Consider the following 19,960-nt stretch of genomic DNA (forward strand, 5'->3'; position numbering starts at 1 on the left):
CTATTATTGAGATATAGGCCTTTTGAACGGATGTCTACGCGAAGATGCAGTTCTTTTCCTTATGAGCTTTTTGTTTAAATTTTTGATTTTAGCATGCGCTCTTTTCGATTTTCCTTTGTGTTTAAATGGAGATATTGCGCAGAAATTTTCCGAGTTCTCTCGTTGTGCTGTCATGAATACTAATCCAGGCAAAATTCTTGGACTTTTATAAAACGTTTCGACGAATGTTTGAACGTGCTTATCTCTGATTTGCGAAGTTTTTCCTCCTATGACAACAACAACAACAGGAATTTTTCCTCGAAGTGTTACTGTCGCAAGGTTGAAACCAGAAACAGCAATATATCCCGTTTTTCCAAACACCATTCCGGGAACCTTTCCAATAAGCTTATTAGTGTTTTTGAATATATTTTTTTTAAAGCAAAACGTTTTCCTCCTGAAATATTCAGAATAACTAGAAAACCTTCTCCAAAGGTTCGACGCCAGCACTGCCATATCTCGTGCGCTAGTTTTTTGAGATGCATCTGGAAGGCCTGATGGATTTTTAAAAAAAGAGCAGGACATTCCAAGAGAAGCTGCTTTTGCATTCATCCTGTCAACAAATCGCTCAACAGATCCTGCAAGATTTTCTGCAATTACCACAGCTATGTCATTGGCCGATTTTACTGCTAGGCATGATATGCAGTCTCTGACACATATGAACTCTCCAACTTTGACTCCCGCCTTGGAAGGAGCTTGCGCGACCGCCCTGGCAGAAACCTTAAATTTCGTGAATAAAGAGACGTTGTTTCTTTGTATTTCTTCGAATAGAAGAATAAGAGTCATCATTTTCGTAAGCGATGCAGGACAAACTCTGTCCCACCCATTCGCGCTACAAAAAATACGCTCTGACCTTGGATCCATTACAACTACGGCGAACCTTCTAGAAAACGATTCAGAACAGAAACATATCGCTAGTGATATGAAAAAGGTCCTATAGCTTGATAGTATGAGTTTTGCTGAGCGAAAGATGACTAATCTTGAACTGGCAAGCGCCTTTATGTAACGCAAATCCATAAACACCGGGCGAAAATACTAGAAACTGCTGAACTATATCATATATTTTTAGGAAACTTAATTGAAATATATCTGCCTTATGCCAGAGTCAACGAGAGAAGTTGCTGCTCGTCGTATTATAGACTTTAGCCTGTTTTTTGTTTTATATATTCAAAGCAAAATTCAATTTTGTACTTTTGATAGATATAGTTCTTCTCATAGATTTTTATTGACAACAATTTTTTAATCAAAAATCACTATTATCATGCATAAGAATTTTTATAATTGTTGATGTGGGTAAGGCATATGACTATTAATGGTGAGCATTTTTTGAGCGATGAAGAAATGGAAAAGTTTTACACTATTTTGCACAGCATGAGGGAAGAAGCCGAGCGTAAAATAGAAGTAACTTTGGATGAGATAAAAAATGAGTATTCTTATATGAAGAAAATCTATGATTTTTCAGCGGAAAAAATAACGCATGTCAGCCGCAGCGTGCTTCATCATGAGCAAGAATTACTTTATGAAATAAACTGCGCAATAGACAGGATAAAAGAGAACACATTCGGCTACTGCGAGGAGACAGGGGAGCCAATAGAGATTAAAAGGCTAGAAGCATACCCTATTGCACGGTTCAGCATAAAGGCTCAGGAAGACAGAGAGCGCATCTGCGGGGTGTAACTACAAAACAGAGAGCGTGGGCTCCCCTCCCCTTCTGATTACAGGTGGAGTTCCAGAGCAAAAAGAGCAAACAAGCTCGACGATCTAGCTCTGTTCCTGCTTCCGTTATCACAGAGCAACGTTTCAACCCAGACGTAACCAGACGCAGAATAGCCATTACTTTCGGAGTATAAGCGACGGTGATTCTATCGCTTCTTCGAGTTATGTCTAAGAAATGCTGGTATTGAAAGCTCGCTATGCTGATGGCCGCTTGCCTCAGGCCTTCCTCGAGTAATGCTCGCTAGAGGAGAAGCCGAGTCTTTGAATATATTGCTCTCTCCGCCAGGAATACCTACAGATTGTGATTTCTCACTTCGGTCTGTTGAAAGCGCGCCAGCAACATGGTTTTCGTGGGCTAAAGAGTCCGAAGAAGGCTCAAACAAAGACCGTTGATCATGCGAAAAAGCATCTTTTTTACCTGTCGAACCTGATATAGAAGAAATTCTTTTCTTAAAAAAGTGTCCCCTCCCCATGCTAGCAAGCCTGTTCATGAACGAAGGTTTTTTTGGAGATCCGCCTATAAGGCTGTCGTACTCTCTAGCGTCTTGGCGATCATGCGTTCTGCTGTCGTCTCCGAATTCAACGTCATCTTCTTGAAGCGAAAACTGTGAGGAGAAAGGCTGGTCTTCGAACGAAAAATTGCCGTGTCTACTTCCAACTTGGTCATAGTTTTTGTCATATTCAAACTCAGAATCGAGCGCAGCAGAGTCTACTCCTGAAGATTCTTTTTGATCATAACTGACAGTCTGTCCAGCTCCTGTCAAAGAGCTTTTCGCGTTAGCAAAATAAGCTTCCTCGTTCTTTTTTGAACTTTTTGCAACCACGGAAACGCGAATCGATCCCTGGAGGCTGTCGTCGAAAGTGGCTCCAAATATAATGTTTGCATCTACGCCTAGTTCTTGTTTTACATACCCTGCAGCCTCATCTACGTCATAAAGAGTTAGGTCTGGTCCTCCAGTTATGTTTACAAGCACAGACGCCCCTTCAAGAGATGTCGGTTCTATCAATGGACATGCTATAGCCATCTTAGCGGCGTTAACAGCCCTATCATCGCCTGAAGCCTCTCCAGTTCCCATCATCGCGCTTCCGCCAAGAAGCTCAGGGTCCGGGCTGCGCATAACAGAGCATATGTCTGCAAAATCAAGATTCACTAACCCAGGCTTTATCATCAAATCTGTGAATGTGCGCACAGCAGAGTACAGCACCTCGTCTGCCATTTCGAACGCTCGCGCAAACGTCGTCGAGTCATTAGCAAGTCTAAACAAATTTTGATTAGGAATTATCAAAAGAGTGTCCACAGACCCTTTCATTTTCTCTATACCGGTCTCAGCTGCAGTCATTCGCTGTTGCCCCTCGAAATAAAATGGTTTTGTGACTACCCCAACTGTCAATATCCCGTGTTTTCTAGCTGCTGACGCTATGACCGGGGCGCCCCCAGTTCCAGTTCCGCCTCCCATGCCAGCAGTCACGAAGAGCATATGAACTCCTTCTATTTGCTTCATTACGTCTTCGATACTTTCTTCTGCAGCCAACCTCCCAACATCAGGAGACGACCCTGCTCCCAGCCCTTTTGTCACACCAAAGCCAAGCTTTATCCGCTTTTCTTTCTGGCACAATGACTGTTGTAGCGCCTGAGCATCAGTGTTGCAAACAATGAAATCAACCCCTTCGAGGTTAAGCCTGAGCATATTATCCACAGCATTGCCTCCAGCGCCACCAACACCTATGACAGCTATATTAGGCCCCACAGACTCAGCCGTGATTTGATTCAAAGAACCGCCAACCATACACACATCTCCAAACAAACAAAACAGAACGGCATACATACCATACATGATATCATAAATTTCTTTTTAACAAAGAAGAAAGAGATGAGAAAGGATTTTTAGAGGTATGTACTCCCATGTATGTTTTTTGAAAAGACGGAGATTTTGCATACATAAGAGCGCCAGCAATTGCAGAAAATTCACCTCCAAGAGAAGGAGCATCCTCTATGTATAGCGGTTTTGCTATGCGAACCGGACTTTCTAGTATACGAATAGCCTGCTCTCTTATTCCTGGAAGCCGACTTGTTCCTCCTGTTAGCGCTATTCTGCTAGCTGCAAACCTGCAAATTGATGAGGCTTTTTCTAGTTGCGCCTTGGAATACGATAAAATTTCGTGTGTTCTGGCTTGTATTACGTTTATCAAAAATGAACGAGAAACGGTTGAGGTTTGGTCATCAGAATCTCCTAGCGTTTCAACAGAAAGGACTTCTTTATGGTCGTCTTGTGAGGGGATTGCAGCTCCATAAAGAATTTTTAGCCTTTCTGCGTGAGCGATAGAAGTGTCAAGGCCGCGAGCTATGTCCTGAGTTATATGAGAGCCACCTATAGGCACAAATCCGCAAAATACTATGTTTTTTTCAAAGAAAGAAGTTACAGTGGTGCTTGAATGTCCAATATCTATCACAGTTATCCCAAGGTCTTGTTCGTCGTTTACTGTGCACGCTAGACCAGCGCAATACCCAGACGCAGCAACGTCTTTTATGCTTATATGACGTCTGTTGAAGCAAGCGTATACGCTGCTTAACATCTGAAGAGAACAATGAACCGTATGTATATTTCCGTATAACGTATTACCTATCATTCCAACAGGATTCTTTACATTTCTCTGATCATCAACAGAGAATTCTGTAGCCAAAACATGCAAAGTTGAGTGGTTTTTTGCTTGTGACATTGCTTGTTCTATAATTTTTGATACATCGCCTGTTTTCACTATCCCGTCTTGTATTTTCGATCTAACGGAGGAGTACCTTGAGGCTATATCGCAAAAATTAATCGATAGAACTACTTCGTGAATTCTTGTTTTTGCGGCAGATTCTGCTGAATCCACTGCCAACGCTATGTCAGCTTCCATAGATGGGATGTCTACTATACGTCCGCAACTGAATCCTCTTGATAAAGATCGTCCAGAGCCAAAAATACGAAACTTGTCGTCTATATTTGCGATCCAACAGCAAACTTTGCTGCTTCCTATATCGACTGCTGCAACGGTGTGACGCCTAATACTAGAAAATCCAGGTAAATATTTGCTTTTCACTACTTTTATAATCCGATTACAACGACAAACCACAACATCAGAGGATTATAGCAGGTGCAATAGTTAATTGAAAATGAGTTTATAGGACTGCAAAAATTCGAATGGATCCAGAGCAGGCTATTTTGTTATAAATACGTAGAAAGTTTTGTCTATGAATTTTATAGAAATCAGTTTTTAGTTGTAACCGGTGCGATTGACGTCATTTTAGTCTTTGATTGGACTATGGGGGCAATTCAACCTGGAATAGACAAATACACTGAGTAGGGTGGCTATAAGCCGGGTTCTGTAATCTGCGACCATTCCTCTAGCGAACTAGTTACCTAATACGTCAAGCGGCCTACCCGAATAAAAAGACGTGAAAGCTACGCCTCGCGCAAGTGCACGATTTATCCATATTTGGCCTTGCTCTCGATGGGGTTTGCCGTGCCAGTGATGTTACCACCACTGCGGTGCGCTCTTACCGCACCATTTCACCCTTACCGCGCTATGCACGGCGGTATATTTTCTGTGGCACTTTCCCTCGGGTTTCCCCGGCCGGGCATTACCCGACATCGCGCTTCCATAAAGCCCGGACTTTCCTCCCTTTGAATATTGATTCAAACGGCGGCCGCACGCCACCCAGCTCACGATGGTATACAAAATAATTGATAAGTTCAATATGAATATGATAGGTCAGGATAGCAGAGACTTTTTGCAGATGATATAATTCCTTCTATACTCTGAAAACAGTGGCTGTGCCTTTACGGCAATATTAACCCAAATGATAGAAATTTTTACTGATGGAGCTTGTTCCGGAAATCCAGGGCCAGGCGGATGGGCTGGTCTGATAAGGGTTCCTGGTTGCGAAGATTTTCATGTGAGCGGAGGAGACAGCCACACCACCAACAATCGCATGGAAATGAAAGCTGCTATAAATTCTATCAAATTTGTTATTGAGCGCGAAAAACTTTGTATCGACAGCGAAGTAATTTTGTATTCGGACAGCAAATATGTGATAGATGGTATAACGAGCTGGATACTAAACTGGCGCAAAAATGGATGGAGAACATCGTCTGGCAAACCTGTTGAGAATAAAGATTTATGGGAAGAGCTCCACTCTGTTTGTTGCAAACTAAAGGTTCGGTGGGTATGGGTTAAGGGGCACAGCAATCACTCAGAGAATGAAATAGTGAATGCTGCTGCGCAAAAAATAGCTTCTTCTGGAGGGAAATGATTGGTTTCTAATTCTATTACGTGCACAAGAATTAGGAGATTGCGTCGATGCTATTGGCTTTGCGGAATAAATGGTAAAGAATAACATAGTTGGAGATAACCCTTGTATTGTTTTATGTTTGAATTTTGCCGTGTGCAAATGTGTGTATTTTCTTCGATACATTTTTGTCGGGCTAGAAAGCCGAAGGCAGGCAACCTGATGGATATGGCAGTATGATAGCGTTTCTTACAGGGATCGTCGCTTATGTTAGAGAAGATTGCGTGATACTTAATGTTGGAGGTGTAGGTTATAAGGTTTTCTTAAATGAGCGCGACTTGGGGTATGTCGCAGAAATATGTGCTGGAACCCCTTCGGTTCAGCTTAATCTCTTCATAGAAAGCGTTGCACGTGAAGAAGGGACGGTGCTTGTTGGATTTATTAATGATGATGAGCAGGAGTGGTTTCGCTATCTGACTCAGGTATCTGGTGTTGGCGTACGTATGGCGCTTAGTGTTATTTCAAAGTTTTGCGTCACAGTTCTATGCGATGCTATCATTCGCGAGAAAAAAACTATACTGCAGAAAGCAGACGGTATAGGATCAAGGCTCGCTGCAAGAATAATCGTAGACCTTAAAGATAGAGCAGAAAAATGGATGTCTTCTCGAGGGCTAGAGTCGGGCCAGCATAGTATGGATGGCACTATTGAACAATGCAACGTTCAAACCGGAGATAGTGTATATCTTGATTCTCTCTGCATTATAGAGCAGGAGGCTAACCAAGCCCTCAAGTCATTAGGTTATTCACAAAAAGACATAGATTCTGTGATTGCTAGGATTAAAGAGGCTGGCGATGAATATCGTTCAACTGAAGAGTTGGTTATTTTGTGTCTGAAATATGTGGGAGCAGCGTGATCTCTGCACATTTCTATCGTTGGGTGTTTTTTTAAATCGAATATCCTGGGATAATTGTTTTGGTGTAAGAATGTATGTTGGTTAGGCGATGATAGACGGCAGAATTAGGATAATGAATCCTTCTTCAGATGAATTTATGGATGAGGAGCAAATTGATCGCGCCCTCAGACCAACTACTCTTGCAGCATTCATAGGACAAGAGTCGATTTCTCGTAATCTTAAGGTTTTTGTTGATGCTGCTAGGGCGAGAAAAGAAGCTTTGGATCACGTTCTTTTATCTGGTCCACCAGGCCTTGGAAAAACTACGCTCGCTCATATTGTAGCTAATGAGCTTGGTTCTGGGCTAAAAATGGCGTCTGGGCCCGCTATATCCAAAGCTGGAGAGGTTGCTGCGATACTCACAAACCTTGAGCCTCGCGATGTTTTATTTATAGACGAAATTCATAGATTAAGCATAGCGTGCGAAGAGATTTTATATTCTGCGATGGAAGATTGTAAAATATCACTAATAGTTGGTGAGGGTCCCCACGCGCGTTCTGTTAGCTTGTCTCTTCCTGCGTTTACTCTTGTTGGAGCTACAACTAGGTCTGGACTCCTTTCTTCTCCTCTCCGAGACAGGTTTGGCGTTTTGTTTTCTTTAGAATTTTACTCTTCCGGTGAGCTGTCCGTGATTTTGCGCGCAGCAGCTGCTAAATTGAAGACAGCGATATCAGACGAAGCTTCGTGCGAAATAGCGAAAAGAAGCAGAGGAACCCCAAGAATAGCAATAAGACTTCTTCGCAGAGTAAGAGATTTTGCCGAGGTATTTGGAGACAAAAGCATCTCTCTTGTATCGGCGAAAAAAGCTCTTTCAAGCCTTGGTATTTCGGAGCATGGGCTCGATTCTCTTGATCAAAAATACTTGTCGCTTATAAAAGACACTTTTAATGGAGGACCAGTTGGAATAGAAACACTTTCTTCCGCTATTGGAGAAACAAAAGATACGCTTGAAGATATAACCGAGCCATACCTTATGCAATCTGGATTCATTATGAGAACTCCGCGCGGCAGAGTTCTGACGGAATTCGGTAGAGACCTTCTTGACAGATAGCGCGCTAGTTCATAGCGAACTAATAGGACTATATAAACTGTGCCAGACGGAAACTTCTACTAAGCTCCTTACGTTGCCAACACAGCAATTGCTTCAGAAAGACTCTGTATAATAGACCGTTTTATTATACATTGATTTATTGTGCATTAATAATAGAAATAGCTTCGTCCTGAGACACGAAATATTGCCTTTGATTTTTCATGTCACGAAGGGTAACAAAATTTTCTTCAAACTCTCGCTGTCCTATGATAGAGACGAACGGAATATTAGCTCTGTCCGCATATCGTATTTTTGCTTTTAGCCCCTTATCTCCTAAATACAACTCTGTGTTTATCCCTGCTGTACGCATCCTATTCGCAAAATCAGAACAATATGAAAAATATCGCTGGTCTTGAATTACAACAAGAAGCCTAGAGGTTGAAGAACTGCTTGAGTCAATAATCCCGCGCTCTATAAGTGCAGTTGCAAGCCTGGTAAGCCCTATAGACATTCCAACGCCTGGGAAATTTTTACTTGACAACGTATGAGCAAGATTGTCGTATCTTCCACCGCCAGATATGCTTCCAAGCTCTGGAAACGATGGAAGCACTATTTCGTATATCGTTCCCGTATAGTAGTCAAGTCCGCGCGCAAGAGATGGATCTATAATGATGCTATTTTCGTCAAGCCCCATTGATATTGAAGAATCAACAACAGTGCGCAATTCAGAAACGCCGTTGTCGAACGAATGCTTTCGGAGCATATCTGTAAATTGCTGCTTTTCAAAAAAATCAAACCATTCTTTTTTGCTTTTTTTCGAAAAGAACCACATCAAAAGTTCATTTTCATTGAATTCGTCGCCAATTATATATTGTAATTCTGCTAGGATTTGTTCTACAGCAATCTTCCCTTTTTTATCTATTGCTCGTATCGCTTGATAAATACTTTCGCTGATAGTTTGCGACTTATACAGTAGCGACTCGAAAAATGTCATCAAAATCTTGCGGTTGTTCACCTTAACATGAAAATCGCAAACCCCAATCGCTTTCAAAGCCTTGCATATAACAGTAAGAACCTCAGCATCGAACATCAGCGATAGAGATCCATCACCAACAACGTCTATATCGCACTGATAGAATTGTCTATATCTTCCAGACTGCGGACGCTCTCCTCTCCAAACTGGTGCGATATGGTATCTTCTATATGGAAACGACAATTGTCCATAGTGCTGAGAGACATATCTTGCTAGCGGTACTGTAAGATCGAACCTCAGCCCAAGCTCTCCATCTTTATCTTCTCCTCGAGCTCTGTGCAAAGCATATATTTCGTTAGAGTCGCACCCTTTTGCTAAAAGGGTATCGAGGCGCTCAACCGCAGGCGTGTCAATCGGACAAAACCCATTGCTCTCGAACACTTCAACAATAGTTCTTTTACATTTTTCGAACGCTATCTGCTGCGCCGGAAGAAACTCTGGAAATCCTGATATACGGGATATAGAAATCTCTAATCTCCATGACCAATGGCAAAATCTACGTAAGTCTACTATTTGAACGGAGCAAAGCCAATAGCAGAATGTTTTTATCGAATTGAAAGAGCGTAAAAACATTTTTTATACTTACTGTATAAAATAAATATAATGTGAATATATTTTTGGTAAAATTCATGAAAAAAATAGCTTTTCTTATATTTTTAGCGCAGTTTTGTTGCGATGCTTTTGCGACGTGCCCAGTAGAACTTAACAGTGAGTTGAGCTCAAAGGTGCTTTTGGCTCCGGTCGGAAGCGGAATAGAAACTGACGATGGAGAGTTTGTCATAAAACAAAAGAGAATAGAAATGGTTCCAGCAATTCCTGGTATTGGTCTCAGAACTATAACAGGAACTGCCGTAGTGGATCATTTAAATAACGACGATGCGTGCTCATACCAGATATCAGACGGAACACGAGACATAGCCTATGTTGAGCTGGTTGGATACTAATGACCAGCAGAAGCGAAAAGCTCACAAGATGTCGAATTTCGCTGCAGCACATGAAAGAACAAAGCTCAATGGCTCTTCACTCTACCCTCCAGAAGTTTGATAAAAGAGTCTATGTTGTTGTTAGTTGATCTAAGCATGCTTTGGTATTCTGTTCTTTTTGCGCTTATAACGCTGCCACAATTTTCAACCGTGATATTGTATATTTTTCCACTTTGAACACACACGAGCCACTGTACGTTTATCATCTGCCCGTTAGATTTTTGAACTCTGCTATCAACTTGCTGGTCTGAACCTTTTTGCTTTGACGACAAAACCGAAACCTCATACTCAGCTTTGTCGCAATACTTTCTTAATATGTTGAAATATGTTTTTATGCAGTCTTGTTTGCACAGCTTATAGAATTTTTGTTTTTGGGATTCGCTCGCTCTGCTCATCATGCGTCCGGAAATGTCTTTGACAAAGCGCTGAGCGTCGAACGAAGAGTCGATTATTTTTGCGAAGTCGGCGATTCCAGAAGGTGAATTTACAGCCCTCACTATGTTCGCAGACACCGCTTTTACTATATTTTTTGCCTTCTCCTCGTTTTCGTTGCAGGATTTTGCATTAGAAGCAGAGTAGCATTCGGACTCTGTATAGCATGTTGTTGTCAGTAACGCGGCGGCGGTAGCGAATACGCACGACGTAAAAGCGGTTTTGTATACATTGTTTATATTCATATGGTTCCCTATAAACTCACTTGTTCTTTTCATAATAGAATTTCCTCATTATAGCATATGGATCAAAAAATTCTTCTATTTCTTCAATTGCGCCACTATAGGCGTTTCGTCTGTTTATATAGTCTAGCCCGAATTTTATCGGCTTATATTTCAGCCATTTCATATGTTTTGGATCTAGCACGAATATGTCTATTGCAGCGTCTACGCTCATGCCTAAAGATTCTCTCGTACAGCTTGGGCCGATGATTGGAATCATTAAAAAGCAGCCCTGCGGAACTCCCCAATGTTTCATTGTTTTTCCAAAACCATCAAATTCTATACGCAACCCAATTTTGTCGGAAACATCAACAACTCCGCACATACCAAACGTAAGGTTAAGAGCGCTTCTAGTTGTGTGCATGATAGCTTTTTCAAACTCCAGCTGAAGGAGCGAGTTTACTATGCTGAGATATGAGAATGATAAATCTACAGCATTTGTAATGAATGATTGCACGCAACTCGGTATAAAAAAATCGTAAAATCCAACTATTGGTCTGATAAATATTTTATCAAAAAACATATTAAATACAAATATTTTCCTATTTATGTCTTCGAAAGGGTCTAGTTGTTCTATTTTATCGTCTTCTTCATCTGCAACTATGTCTGTTTCTTCTTTTACAGAATCTAGAGCGTTAATAGACTTTGTTTCGAAATTTTGCTCTATTCTAGCTATAGTGTTTTGAGGGCACCTATCGCAAGCGCACCCGCTGCACATAAGCAAGCCAAGGTACAAGGTTGATAGCAGAAAAAGTTTTGCAGGTGTCATTTGAAGCGCTATTGCAGTTTTCTCTCTTAACTAAATTTACCACCAGGTTTAGTTAGCATATGGTTAACATTGTCAAAATATAGCTTCCCATATTTCTTGTAAAACGAGAAACAGCTTATAGGTATTGAGGCGACGTAAGCGACAGCAAGAGACAGCGCGCTTTCCCATGGAGCAGCTATAAGGCTTGCCGTAATTGCTATCATGCTGACTAGAAACAGCCATATGTGCGAATGATCTATAGATATTTTCTTAAACACAAATGTTGGTATTTTGCTTATCATAAGAACAGCGCTTAAAATCACGCAAAAAGCGCAAACATACGCAGGCGCGCACAACAAATCAGGAGATTGTAGCAAGCCTGTTTGTCTGCTGCTAAAAGAAAATTCAAACATAAATGGCAAAATAGCAATAACTGCTCCACCTGGTGCCGGCACCCCAACAGAGAATGTTGCGGCCCTGTTGTCTGGAAACTTTTTATATGCATTAAATCTCGCAAGCCGAAGAGCACAGCACGCACTGAAAAACAAACAGCAGGCCCAACCACTTCTTCCAAATTGATGCAAAGATGCAAGATAAACCAACACTCCTGGAGCAACACCAAAATTCACTAGATCCGCCAACGAATCTAGCTCCGCTCCAAAATCAGAAGAACTTTTTAGCAAGCGAGCCAACCTTCCATCTATACCATCTAGCAACCCTGCAGCCAACACGCACACTGTCGCCGCCTCCCAATTGCGAGACAATCCGAAATATATAGCAGTCAATCCTATACACAACGCAACAACGGTAACCGCACTCGGAATTATTTTTCCAATTTTAGGATGATAATTTTCATTAAGTTTCTTTTTCTTAAATCGACTTATAAATTTCTTGCGTCTTTCTATTTTTTCTATTCTAAATTTAACATTCATAAAAACCTACTAACTAATCAGCAGCATAGTTATAAGGCCACTTTTTGTAGAGGTAATTATATACGTGATTTATGGTTAGAGGAAGAATATCCAGAAAGAAAACTATCTTAAGTTGCAAGAGATTTGGAAAACCATTGATTAACGTGAATTAAACAGGATCAGTGGTAGCGAATGGATGCCGTGGAGTAGCCATTTCATATGTGTTGCTGTTTTTTATTGCGCATGCATAAACCATGCGATAATTGACTTTTTTCATTTATTTTTGCACAATATAGACTCTGGGGATGTAGCTCAGTTGGTTAGAGCGCCGGCCTGTCACGCTGGAGGCCGCGGGTTCGAGTCCCGTCATCCCCGCCAGGTCTTTGTTTTCATATGTAACGTTGTTTTTTATAGTATCGTTGGTCTGTTTGTTAGAATGGCACGCATTTGCCTCCTTTACTTAGGCAGTCGTTTTTTGCTCCCTCTATGTGGTTATCCATTGGCACACAATTTCCTTTTTTTCTGTGCGTAGAAACCGTAGAATAGGTTTGAGTTCCGTCGGGCATATGGCATACCAAATAGTATTTTTCGTTACATACGCCAGACCCTCCAAAGACTGTGTTACAAAATGCTATAGAGCAAATTATAACTGAAGCGCTCGCCAATACTTTTTTATTCATAGTTTTTCTCCGTGGTGCTTACATTTTTAGATTGCACAGCTTAATTAAGCATCTTTGTTAGTGACATTTGTGCACGTTCCTCCGGGTTTATTGCACGTTCCTCCTGCATTTACGCAGCTGTTTTGTGCCCCGCTAACTCTTCCTGGAATTGGCACGCAATTTCCGTGAGATCTTTCCTGCGGAACTCTATAGACTATTTCCTCATAATCTGAGTTTCTGTTATTCCAATCTGCTGGTTTAAAACAATGCAAGTAAGAGTGGTTGTTGCATGGACCGATCCCTGCCGATGAAACGCCAGATACCGCAAGAGCCGCTATTGCGCAAAAAGCTGTGAATAATGTTTTGCTTTTCATATATTTTTCTCCTTTTTATTTGTTGAATGTGAACAAATATAAAAGTAAACTCATGTAATAAATTATATTTTGCAAACACTAAAAATTAGCTAAAAAAGAGTTATATATGTCACAGCAAAGCAATTTTGGTGTATAATTTTTTATACGTAGGGGCTTTGTCTAAACGTTTTTTCGTTCTTTAAAAGAAAAAAGGAGGCGCTTTGCTATGAATCATTTTTGCCAAAGATCAAAAGGAGAAGAGGCTCAAGTTCGCGGATTTTCTGGTAAACTTGGAGAGCTTACAGGAAGCTTAATCTCTCCTGTTTTTAAGAAAAAAGATAACGCATATGTGCGCCTCGCATTTGACTGGCCTTTTGTAGTGGGAAAAGACATAGCATCTTATACTTATCCACATAGAATAAAGAGCGATGGACTTGATAGTGTTTTCCATATATTAGTGCTACAAGAGAGGATTTTAGATGCGCTACATCAAACTCATCAGATTCTCGAAAGAACAAATGGATACTTTGGGTATATGGCTGTGAACAAGGTTGTATGTAAAAAAACCAGCATTATCTGTGCGTATAATGGATTGGATAATAGGTCTTGCTATAATAAAAAATCAGTTTTTTCGATAGACAAGCAAAAAGGTGGCTATTCAGATATGCCAAGAGATGTCCAAAAAAGGTTTTTGCATTCTAGTAAGGATAGTTTTCTTGACGATAAACTCAGGTCTTTTGCTGAAATTGTTTGTAGAGCAACTTAAACAAGAACGCATTTGTTGTTGCTTGAGTTACATCAGGGTCTGTAATTGTAGTGACTAGTTTGAGTTATTTGCAGCATACAAACAAAATAGCTGTAAGAAGGACAAACAGAGGAGTCAAACACACGATAGCCCATTTTGAATATGCTATAAACGACGGCATTTTGACGCCCCTTTGCTCTGAGACCGCTTTTACAAGAAGGTTTGGAGAGTTTCCTATGTAAGTGAGAGCTCCCATAAATACAGATCCGCAAGATATGGCTTTTAGCAGTATCTTATTACTTTCAATATCTATAAGTGCCGCCTTTCCTCCTGCAGCGTGAAACATCAGAAGGTATGTTGGAGCATTGTCCAATATACTAGACAATATGCCGGTTATCCAAAAATACAGCGCTGGCCTCAGTGGACCGCTATCGTTCAGAATGCTAAAAACCCCGACTGCCTTGCAGCTGCTGATATATTCTACAACTGGCATAGCCGTTATGAATACACCAAGAAATATCATTCCTACTTCCTTAAGCGGCTCTGAAGAAAACCTGTTAAATTTTCTATTTTTCCTGCTTCCAAACCTAAAAACCAGCGCAGCAATTACTAACAGTAAAAAATTTCTCAGCATAGAAATAACGCTTAGGGAAATGGTGCTTGATATCTTCAGTTGTTTTATTGTGATTATTTCAGACCCTATAGTAATAAGAGCAACAACTGGAAACAACGCCATATACGCTATTCCAGACACAGCAACAGATTTATCGGCAGAAGAAAGTTCTCTATCTGCTTTCGGCTTTTGGATGCGCTCTTTTTTATACAGCTTTTTGTCCAGCGCCCAGTAACCGGTTAAAAGAGGAACGAGAACGATTGACATCGGAAGAAACAGGTTTTTGAAAGGCCAGAAGAAGTTGACTCCATTCAAAAATCCTACAAAAAGCGGAGGATCTCCAAGTGGAGAAAGGCACCCACCAATATTAGAAACTGCAAATATAAAGCACAACACTGTGTGCGCTTTATTCCTCCTGCTCCCGTTTATTTGCAAAAGAGGCGTTATAAGAACTATAGAAGCACCAGTTGTTCCCATAACAGACGACAAAATAGCCCCCAAAGATATGATAGAGACATTCATAGCTGGAGTTGCGGCGTAAATTCCTTTAACATCTATCACTATATGTGAAGCGATTATATATAATGCTGATATAAGCAAAATAAAAGGTATATAATCATGAGTTATAGTTTGTATTATAAGATAAAATAGCTGTTTATAATCGCATAAAATAGAAAAAAATATTACAGAAGCAATACAATAAAGCGCTATAACAAGAGTTCTGTTTTTATGCCAAAATTTTTCAAAAAAAGATGGTACAACAGAAATTACTAACAAAAATGCAAAAAAAGGTAGGCATGCCGAAGCAGAAAAGTTACTAAGGTGTTTTGCACAATCGTAAAAATACAACACAAGCAGAAACAGCGAAAACAATCACACAAATACACTCCCATTATTTCTCTCCAAAAGCAACGAAAATAAATGTTTTGCTAGATAGAACGCTTGGAATTCGCTGTGTTAACAAAATATGCAAAAAAGTGTAGCATCATCTCAGGTGACTTAACATGAAGAGATTTGTAATGGTTTCATCTGAATCTGTGAAAAAGCTAAGAGAAATGACTGGTGCCGGCATGATGGCGTGTAAGCAAGCGCTAGAGAGTTCTGGAGGGAGAATGGAAGACGCAGTGCAGTGGCTGCGTAAGAAGGGGCTTGCATCTGCTGGCAAAAAAGCAGATAGGGCGGCTAATGAAGGTTTGATTGGCGTAGCCGTTGATGGCGAATATGGCGTTGCGGTAGAAATAAACTCTGAGACAGATTTTGTCGCTAGAAATGAAGAGTTTAAAAAATTTGCATCGTCTGTTGTTGGAGTCGCTCTTAAAAATAGGGTAAAGTCTGTGGCTGAGCTGATGGAGTGTCCTATTTCTGGCTCAACTAAAGTAAACGATGCTCTTCTTGAGCTAATATCGAAGGTTGGCGAGAACATAGTGATAAAGCGCGTTAAAACAGCGTGTGCACAGGGTGGTGTTGTCGCGTCTTATGTCCATGGGACAGTTGGAGAGTCTTTAGGTCGAATGGTTGCGCTTGTCGCGCTTAAGTCGAGTGCAGGCTCAGATTCTCTTATGGAGATAGGAAGAGACGTCGCAATGCATGTTGTTGCTGCTAGGCCTAGATTTTTGAATATCTCGAGCGTTCCTTCCGATATAGTAGAAAAAGAGACTGCTATGCTTCGTGAACAGGCTTCTGGTTCTAATAAGCCGGAAGCTATAGTTGATAAAATGATTCAAGGGAGAATTTCCAAGTTCTTTAATGAAATCGTCTTGGAAGAACAAAGTTTTGTGAAGGATCCGGAAATATCTGTCAGAGGTTTTGTTGATGAGCGTGGAAAAAAGCTAGGACATAAGATAGTTCTTGTTGATTTTTTTGGTATGTCTGTTGGCGAGACTGCTGGAGAAAGCGGAACCTCTTGTTGCGGTAAATGTTAGCGCTATAAAGTTGCGCTTGGAGAGTGATTGTTTATGTCGGGATATAGGCGAGTTCTTCTAAAGATATCTGGTGAAGCTCTTATGGGAAGTCTTCCTTTTGGATTTTGCCCAAATGCTCTTACTGATGTATGCGCTAGGCTGTGTTCTGTTAACTCGTGCGAAGTTGCAGTTGTTATAGGAGCGGGAAATTTGTTTAGAGGCGGAAGGTGTTCTCATATAAGCAGATTTTCCGCTGATCAAATTGGAATGCTTGCAACAGTTATGAATGCCGTTTCTTTGCGTGACGGTATGCGTTCTTTCGGCAAACGCGCTCGAGTATTTAGCACGTGTTTTTATGCCAGCAACATATGTGAAGGGTATTCTATAGATAGAGCTGCGGCTGCACTTAGCGATGGAGAGATAGCTGTGTGCGCTGGAGGGACCGGAGCCCCTTTTTTTACCACAGACACCGCTGCGGTTTTGCGTGCGTGCGAGCTTAGTTGTGATGCCGTTTTCAAGTGGACCAATGTTGATGGGGTATATAGCGCTGATCCGAAAAAGTATGCGGACGCGGAATTTTATCCGAAACTTTCATATCAAGAAGCTTTGGACAAAAAGCTCGGTGTCATGGACCTTACGGCGATCACGATGGCGTGGGAAAACAACATGCCAATAGTTGTGTTTAGTCCATCAAAAAATTTGTCTGACGATATTGCGCTCAAAAATAAGTGTTCTGTCATAGGCGCTTAGATTGAAGACTAGATTTTACTGCTGAAGCACGATATAAACTAGGAACCATTACGCGTAAGGCATTTGACTTATATAACACGTTCAAGTTCGTCTGCGTTCGGTATTCAGACAGCCGGCAGCGCTAGTCTTGAAACAACCTCGACGCGAATAAGAGCTTAGGAACATAGCGCCCACAAACCGCAAACACGTATTCCTAAATCGACACGCCCCCTTCCCTTTTCAAATCACCCACCATCTAAGCGACAATAGAAAAGCGGTGATAAAAACTGTACATATGACGAAGAATATATCTACACCAAAGACAATTGCTCGCTAAAAGCATCTCTTTTCTTTGATATGAACTCTGCTTCTTTGAATAATTTCCGCTCTGTGTGCTCCCGCTTCTTGCCAGGATTAAAACCATTTCTAGGACGCAAATACCCAACTACTCTCGTCCACACAAGCGTATCTTTCCCGCAGCTCGGGCACTTAGGATTGTCTCCAGGTATGTATCCGTGCTCAGTACATGTAGAGAATACAGGAGTTATGGTAAACTGCGGCAAGCTGTAATTATAAACTACACTTCTTACAAACCTTTTGCACGATTCCCCAGATTTTAGCTTCTCGCTCATATACAGATGAAGCGTTGTGCCGCCGGTATACTTACACTGAAGCTTATCCTGTTTTTCAAGAGCATAATATGGGTCATCAGTGAAGTCAGCTGGAAGCTGGCTGCTGTTCGTATAGTATACACTGTCTCCACTTCCAGACTGAATGATATCTGCATACCGAGCGCGGTCCTCTTTTGCAAGCCTGTGCGACGCCCCTTCAGCAGGCGTTGCTTCTATGTTATAGAGGTTCCCAGTTTCTTTCTGGTATTGCTTTATGGTTTTTTTCATAAAGTCTAAAATCTCTATGCAAAAATCTATTCCTTCGGGCGAGCTTATATTTATCGCTCCATCGCTAAAGTTTAAAAGCATCTCGTTCATACCGTTGACGCCTATAGTACTGAAATGGTTGTGAAACCCGCGCAGATAACGCTTTGTGTATGGATAAAGCCCTCTGTTATACATGTCTTGAACGAACACACGCTTCTTTTCAAGAATTGACCTAGAGAGAAGCATCAGCCGATCGAGCTCTTCCAACAACGCGTCTTTATTTCCCTTAAATCTATACCCAAGACGAGCCATGTTTACTGTTATAACACCTATAGACCCAGTCATTTCTGCTGACCCAAACAGGCCGTTGCCACGCTTCACAAGCTCCCGAAGATCCAATTGAAGCCTGCAACACATGCTGCGCACAGCATCAGGCGTAAATGCGTCCGGGTTTGGAACTCTGTTTCCATTCTCGTCTTCTACGTATTGGCTTCCAACAAAATTCTGAAAATATGCTCCTCCAACGGTAGCGGTGTTTTCAAACAACACATTCGCCGCTTTGCTGTCCCAATCAAAATCCTCAGTAATATTTACATTTGTCAGAGGGAACGTAAATGGCTGACCATTCCCGTCTCCATCCTGCATAACTTCATAGAACGCGACGTCAAGCATTTCCATCTCTTTTTGAAAGTCTTTATACGTGAGTTTGTTAGGACTTTCTGCGCCTCTTTCATTTGCTCTCGCAGTAAGGCTTTCGTCCGAAATCCCGTCGAACAAATGTCTGTTGTTGCACATAGGCACTTGTCCGCGCAGATCCTTTGGGCAAGTGAAGTCTAGGGTTACATTAGTAAATGCCGTCTGCCCTCCTCTAGTCGGAACGTTAAGGTTATATACGAAATATCTAACAGCGCGCTTTACTTCTTTTTCAGACAAATTGTCTTTGAATACATACGGTGCTAGGTATGTATCGAATGAACTAAAAGCCTGAGCTCCGGCCCATTCCGCCTGTAACACGGTCAAGAAATTTACCATCTGTCCAAGCGCCTCCATAAGGTGTTTAGGCGGCCTGCTCGCAGCTTTCCCAAACACTCCGTTAAACCCTTCGTTCAAAAGAGAGCGAAGGCTCCAGCCAGCGCAATACGCCGTTAGACAATCTAAGTCGTGAATGTGAATGTCAGCGTTTCTGTGTGCCGCAGCTTCTTCCTTAGAAAATACTATATCAAGCCAATAGTTCGCGATTACTTTTCCAGAGATCTTGTTCGCAAGCCCAACGCTACTGAAATCCAGGTTTGCATTCTCGTTTATCCTCCAATCTTGCCTGTTTGTATATTCTTCTATTGTCTGCGCGCAGTTTATAGAAGTTCCCCTACTCTCTCGCATAGACTCTCTCCGCATCAGAAAAGACCTCAAAACATCAAATAAGTTTGCATGCTCAAGCTCTTGCTTGACTATATTCATGCAAGAATCTATATCTACAGGGTTTTCTTTTCTCAGCCTATCTTCAAGGGTTTTACAAAATTCAGACGAAGATCCGCGTATACCAGAAGCATCAAAAGCTTCATTTAGCTCATCATATACAGTTTTTGGCATAAGGTCTTTCAGGTTTTCTACGCCGCACTTCCAGTTAAAAGACATATTATCAAACACATCGACCTCCTTGCCGCAACGAATAAAAATATTGCGGTCACA

19 protein-coding genes, 1 tRNA gene and 1 other RNA gene are annotated in these 19,960 nt (G+C 41.4%); 9 read left to right on the forward strand and 12 right to left on the reverse strand.

Annotation, left to right across the window (positions count from 1 at the left end):
* Positions 1 to 3: 3 nt before the first annotated feature.
* Positions 4 to 1,053, reverse strand: coding sequence for a D-alanyl-D-alanine carboxypeptidase family protein (locus tag HYD_RS00905; RefSeq protein WP_236865399.1), 1,050 nt, complete (start codon positions 1,051 to 1,053; stop codon positions 4 to 6).
* Between the two features lie 285 nt (positions 1,054 to 1,338).
* Here HYD_RS00905 and HYD_RS00910 point away from each other — a divergent pair, with 285 nt between their 5' ends.
* A complete protein-coding gene (locus tag HYD_RS00910; RefSeq protein WP_236865401.1) occupies positions 1,339 to 1,713 on the forward strand; it encodes a TraR/DksA family transcriptional regulator in 375 nt (124 codons plus the stop codon).
* Positions 1,714 to 1,898: 185 nt separating this feature from the next.
* Here HYD_RS00910 and ftsZ read toward each other — a convergent pair whose 3' ends face one another.
* The 3 genes from ftsZ to rnpB form a co-directional block, all read right to left on the reverse strand.
* Positions 1,899 to 3,539 carry a cell division protein FtsZ gene (ftsZ, locus tag HYD_RS00915; protein WP_236865402.1) on the reverse strand — a complete coding sequence of 547 codons (1,641 nt, stop codon included), beginning with the start codon at positions 3,537 to 3,539 and terminating at the stop codon, positions 1,899 to 1,901.
* A 52-nt stretch (positions 3,540 to 3,591) separates the two neighbouring features.
* Positions 3,592 to 4,833 carry a cell division protein FtsA gene (gene ftsA / locus HYD_RS00920; protein ID WP_236865403.1) on the reverse strand — a complete coding sequence of 414 codons (1,242 nt, stop codon included), beginning with the start codon at positions 4,831 to 4,833 and terminating at the stop codon, positions 3,592 to 3,594.
* Positions 4,834 to 5,089: 256 nt separating this feature from the next.
* Positions 5,090 to 5,456, reverse strand: an RNA gene (rnpB, locus tag HYD_RS00925) — RNase P RNA component class A.
* Between the two features lie 137 nt (positions 5,457 to 5,593).
* Between rnpB and rnhA the strand changes: the two genes are divergently transcribed.
* The 3 genes from rnhA to ruvB all read left to right on the forward strand — a co-directional run bounded on the left by rnhA (position 5,594) and on the right by ruvB (position 8,026).
* Positions 5,594 to 6,046, forward strand: a complete 453-nt coding sequence (gene rnhA / locus HYD_RS00930; protein ID WP_236865404.1) for a ribonuclease HI — start codon at positions 5,594 to 5,596, stop codon at positions 6,044 to 6,046.
* A 212-nt stretch (positions 6,047 to 6,258) separates the two neighbouring features.
* On the forward strand, positions 6,259 to 6,936 hold the full coding sequence (ruvA, locus tag HYD_RS00935; RefSeq protein WP_236865409.1) for a Holliday junction branch migration protein RuvA: 678 nt from the start codon (positions 6,259 to 6,261) through the stop codon (positions 6,934 to 6,936).
* Positions 6,937 to 7,024: 88 nt separating this feature from the next.
* The gene (gene ruvB, locus HYD_RS00940; RefSeq protein ID WP_236865411.1) at positions 7,025 to 8,026 is read left to right on the forward strand and encodes a Holliday junction branch migration DNA helicase RuvB; all 1,002 of its coding nucleotides are present in this window, start codon (positions 7,025 to 7,027) and stop codon (positions 8,024 to 8,026) included.
* 136 nt (positions 8,027 to 8,162) lie between these two features.
* Here the strand turns inward: ruvB and hisS are convergent, their stop codons facing one another.
* Positions 8,163 to 9,611: a histidine--tRNA ligase gene (gene hisS, locus HYD_RS00945; RefSeq protein WP_236865412.1), complete on the reverse strand. Its 1,449-nt coding sequence runs from the start codon at positions 9,609 to 9,611 to the stop codon at positions 8,163 to 8,165.
* A 56-nt stretch (positions 9,612 to 9,667) separates the two neighbouring features.
* On the opposite strand from hisS, the gene HYD_RS00950 reads away from it, so the two are divergent.
* Positions 9,668 to 9,982 carry a hypothetical protein gene (locus HYD_RS00950; protein ID WP_236865413.1) on the forward strand — a complete coding sequence of 105 codons (315 nt, stop codon included), beginning with the start codon at positions 9,668 to 9,670 and terminating at the stop codon, positions 9,980 to 9,982.
* Between the two features lie 65 nt (positions 9,983 to 10,047).
* On the opposite strand, the gene HYD_RS00955 is transcribed toward HYD_RS00950, so the two are convergent.
* From HYD_RS00955 to HYD_RS00965, 3 genes are all read right to left on the reverse strand, one after another.
* Positions 10,048 to 10,731: an MlaC/ttg2D family ABC transporter substrate-binding protein gene (locus tag HYD_RS00955; RefSeq protein WP_236865415.1), complete on the reverse strand. Its 684-nt coding sequence runs from the start codon at positions 10,729 to 10,731 to the stop codon at positions 10,048 to 10,050.
* Positions 10,715 to 11,452, reverse strand: coding sequence for an MlaA family lipoprotein (locus tag HYD_RS00960; protein ID WP_236865417.1), 738 nt, complete (start codon positions 11,450 to 11,452; stop codon positions 10,715 to 10,717). The genes HYD_RS00955 and HYD_RS00960 overlap by 17 nt, the downstream gene beginning before the upstream one ends.
* Before the next feature lie 77 nt (positions 11,453 to 11,529).
* The gene (locus HYD_RS00965) at positions 11,530 to 12,414 is read right to left on the reverse strand and encodes a CDP-alcohol phosphatidyltransferase family protein (RefSeq protein WP_236865419.1); all 885 of its coding nucleotides are present in this window, start codon (positions 12,412 to 12,414) and stop codon (positions 11,530 to 11,532) included.
* 280 nt (positions 12,415 to 12,694) lie between these two features.
* Here HYD_RS00965 and HYD_RS00970 point away from each other — a divergent pair.
* Positions 12,695 to 12,771: transfer RNA gene (locus HYD_RS00970), tRNA-Asp, on the forward strand.
* A gap of 53 nt (positions 12,772 to 12,824) precedes the next feature.
* Here the strand turns inward: HYD_RS00970 and HYD_RS00975 are convergent.
* Together HYD_RS00975 and HYD_RS00980 are read right to left on the reverse strand one after the other, a co-directional pair.
* Positions 12,825 to 13,073: a hypothetical protein gene (locus tag HYD_RS00975; RefSeq protein WP_236865421.1), complete on the reverse strand. Its 249-nt coding sequence runs from the start codon at positions 13,071 to 13,073 to the stop codon at positions 12,825 to 12,827.
* Between the two features lie 44 nt (positions 13,074 to 13,117).
* A complete protein-coding gene (locus HYD_RS00980) occupies positions 13,118 to 13,426 on the reverse strand; it encodes a hypothetical protein (protein WP_236865423.1) in 309 nt (102 codons plus the stop codon).
* 205 nt (positions 13,427 to 13,631) lie between these two features.
* Here HYD_RS00980 and HYD_RS00985 point away from each other — a divergent pair, with 205 nt between their 5' ends.
* On the forward strand, positions 13,632 to 14,171 hold the full coding sequence (locus HYD_RS00985; protein ID WP_236865432.1) for a DciA family protein: 540 nt from the start codon (positions 13,632 to 13,634) through the stop codon (positions 14,169 to 14,171).
* Positions 14,172 to 14,235: 64 nt separating this feature from the next.
* Here the strand turns inward: HYD_RS00985 and HYD_RS00990 are convergent, their stop codons facing one another.
* Entirely contained in the window at positions 14,236 to 15,615 is a 1,380-nt protein-coding gene (locus HYD_RS00990; RefSeq protein ID WP_236865434.1) for a sodium:proton antiporter, read from the reverse strand.
* Positions 15,616 to 15,767: 152 nt separating this feature from the next.
* Here HYD_RS00990 and tsf point away from each other — a divergent pair, with 152 nt between their 5' ends.
* Positions 15,768 to 16,685, forward strand: coding sequence for a translation elongation factor Ts (tsf, locus tag HYD_RS00995; protein ID WP_236865436.1), 918 nt, complete (start codon positions 15,768 to 15,770; stop codon positions 16,683 to 16,685).
* 33 nt (positions 16,686 to 16,718) lie between these two features.
* Positions 16,719 to 17,414 carry a uridine monophosphate kinase gene (locus HYD_RS01000; protein WP_236865438.1) on the forward strand — a complete coding sequence of 232 codons (696 nt, stop codon included), beginning with the start codon at positions 16,719 to 16,721 and terminating at the stop codon, positions 17,412 to 17,414.
* A 290-nt stretch (positions 17,415 to 17,704) separates the two neighbouring features.
* Here the strand turns inward: HYD_RS01000 and HYD_RS01005 are convergent, their stop codons facing one another.
* Positions 17,705 to 19,906 carry a ribonucleoside triphosphate reductase gene (locus HYD_RS01005; RefSeq protein ID WP_419469452.1) on the reverse strand — a complete coding sequence of 734 codons (2,202 nt, stop codon included), beginning with the start codon at positions 19,904 to 19,906 and terminating at the stop codon, positions 17,705 to 17,707.
* Positions 19,907 to 19,960 lie beyond the last annotated feature (54 nt).

The organism is Candidatus Hydrogenosomobacter endosymbioticus, assembly GCF_021654655.1.
GTDB lineage: Bacteria > Pseudomonadota > Alphaproteobacteria > Holosporales > GW7 > Hydrogenosomobacter > Hydrogenosomobacter endosymbioticus.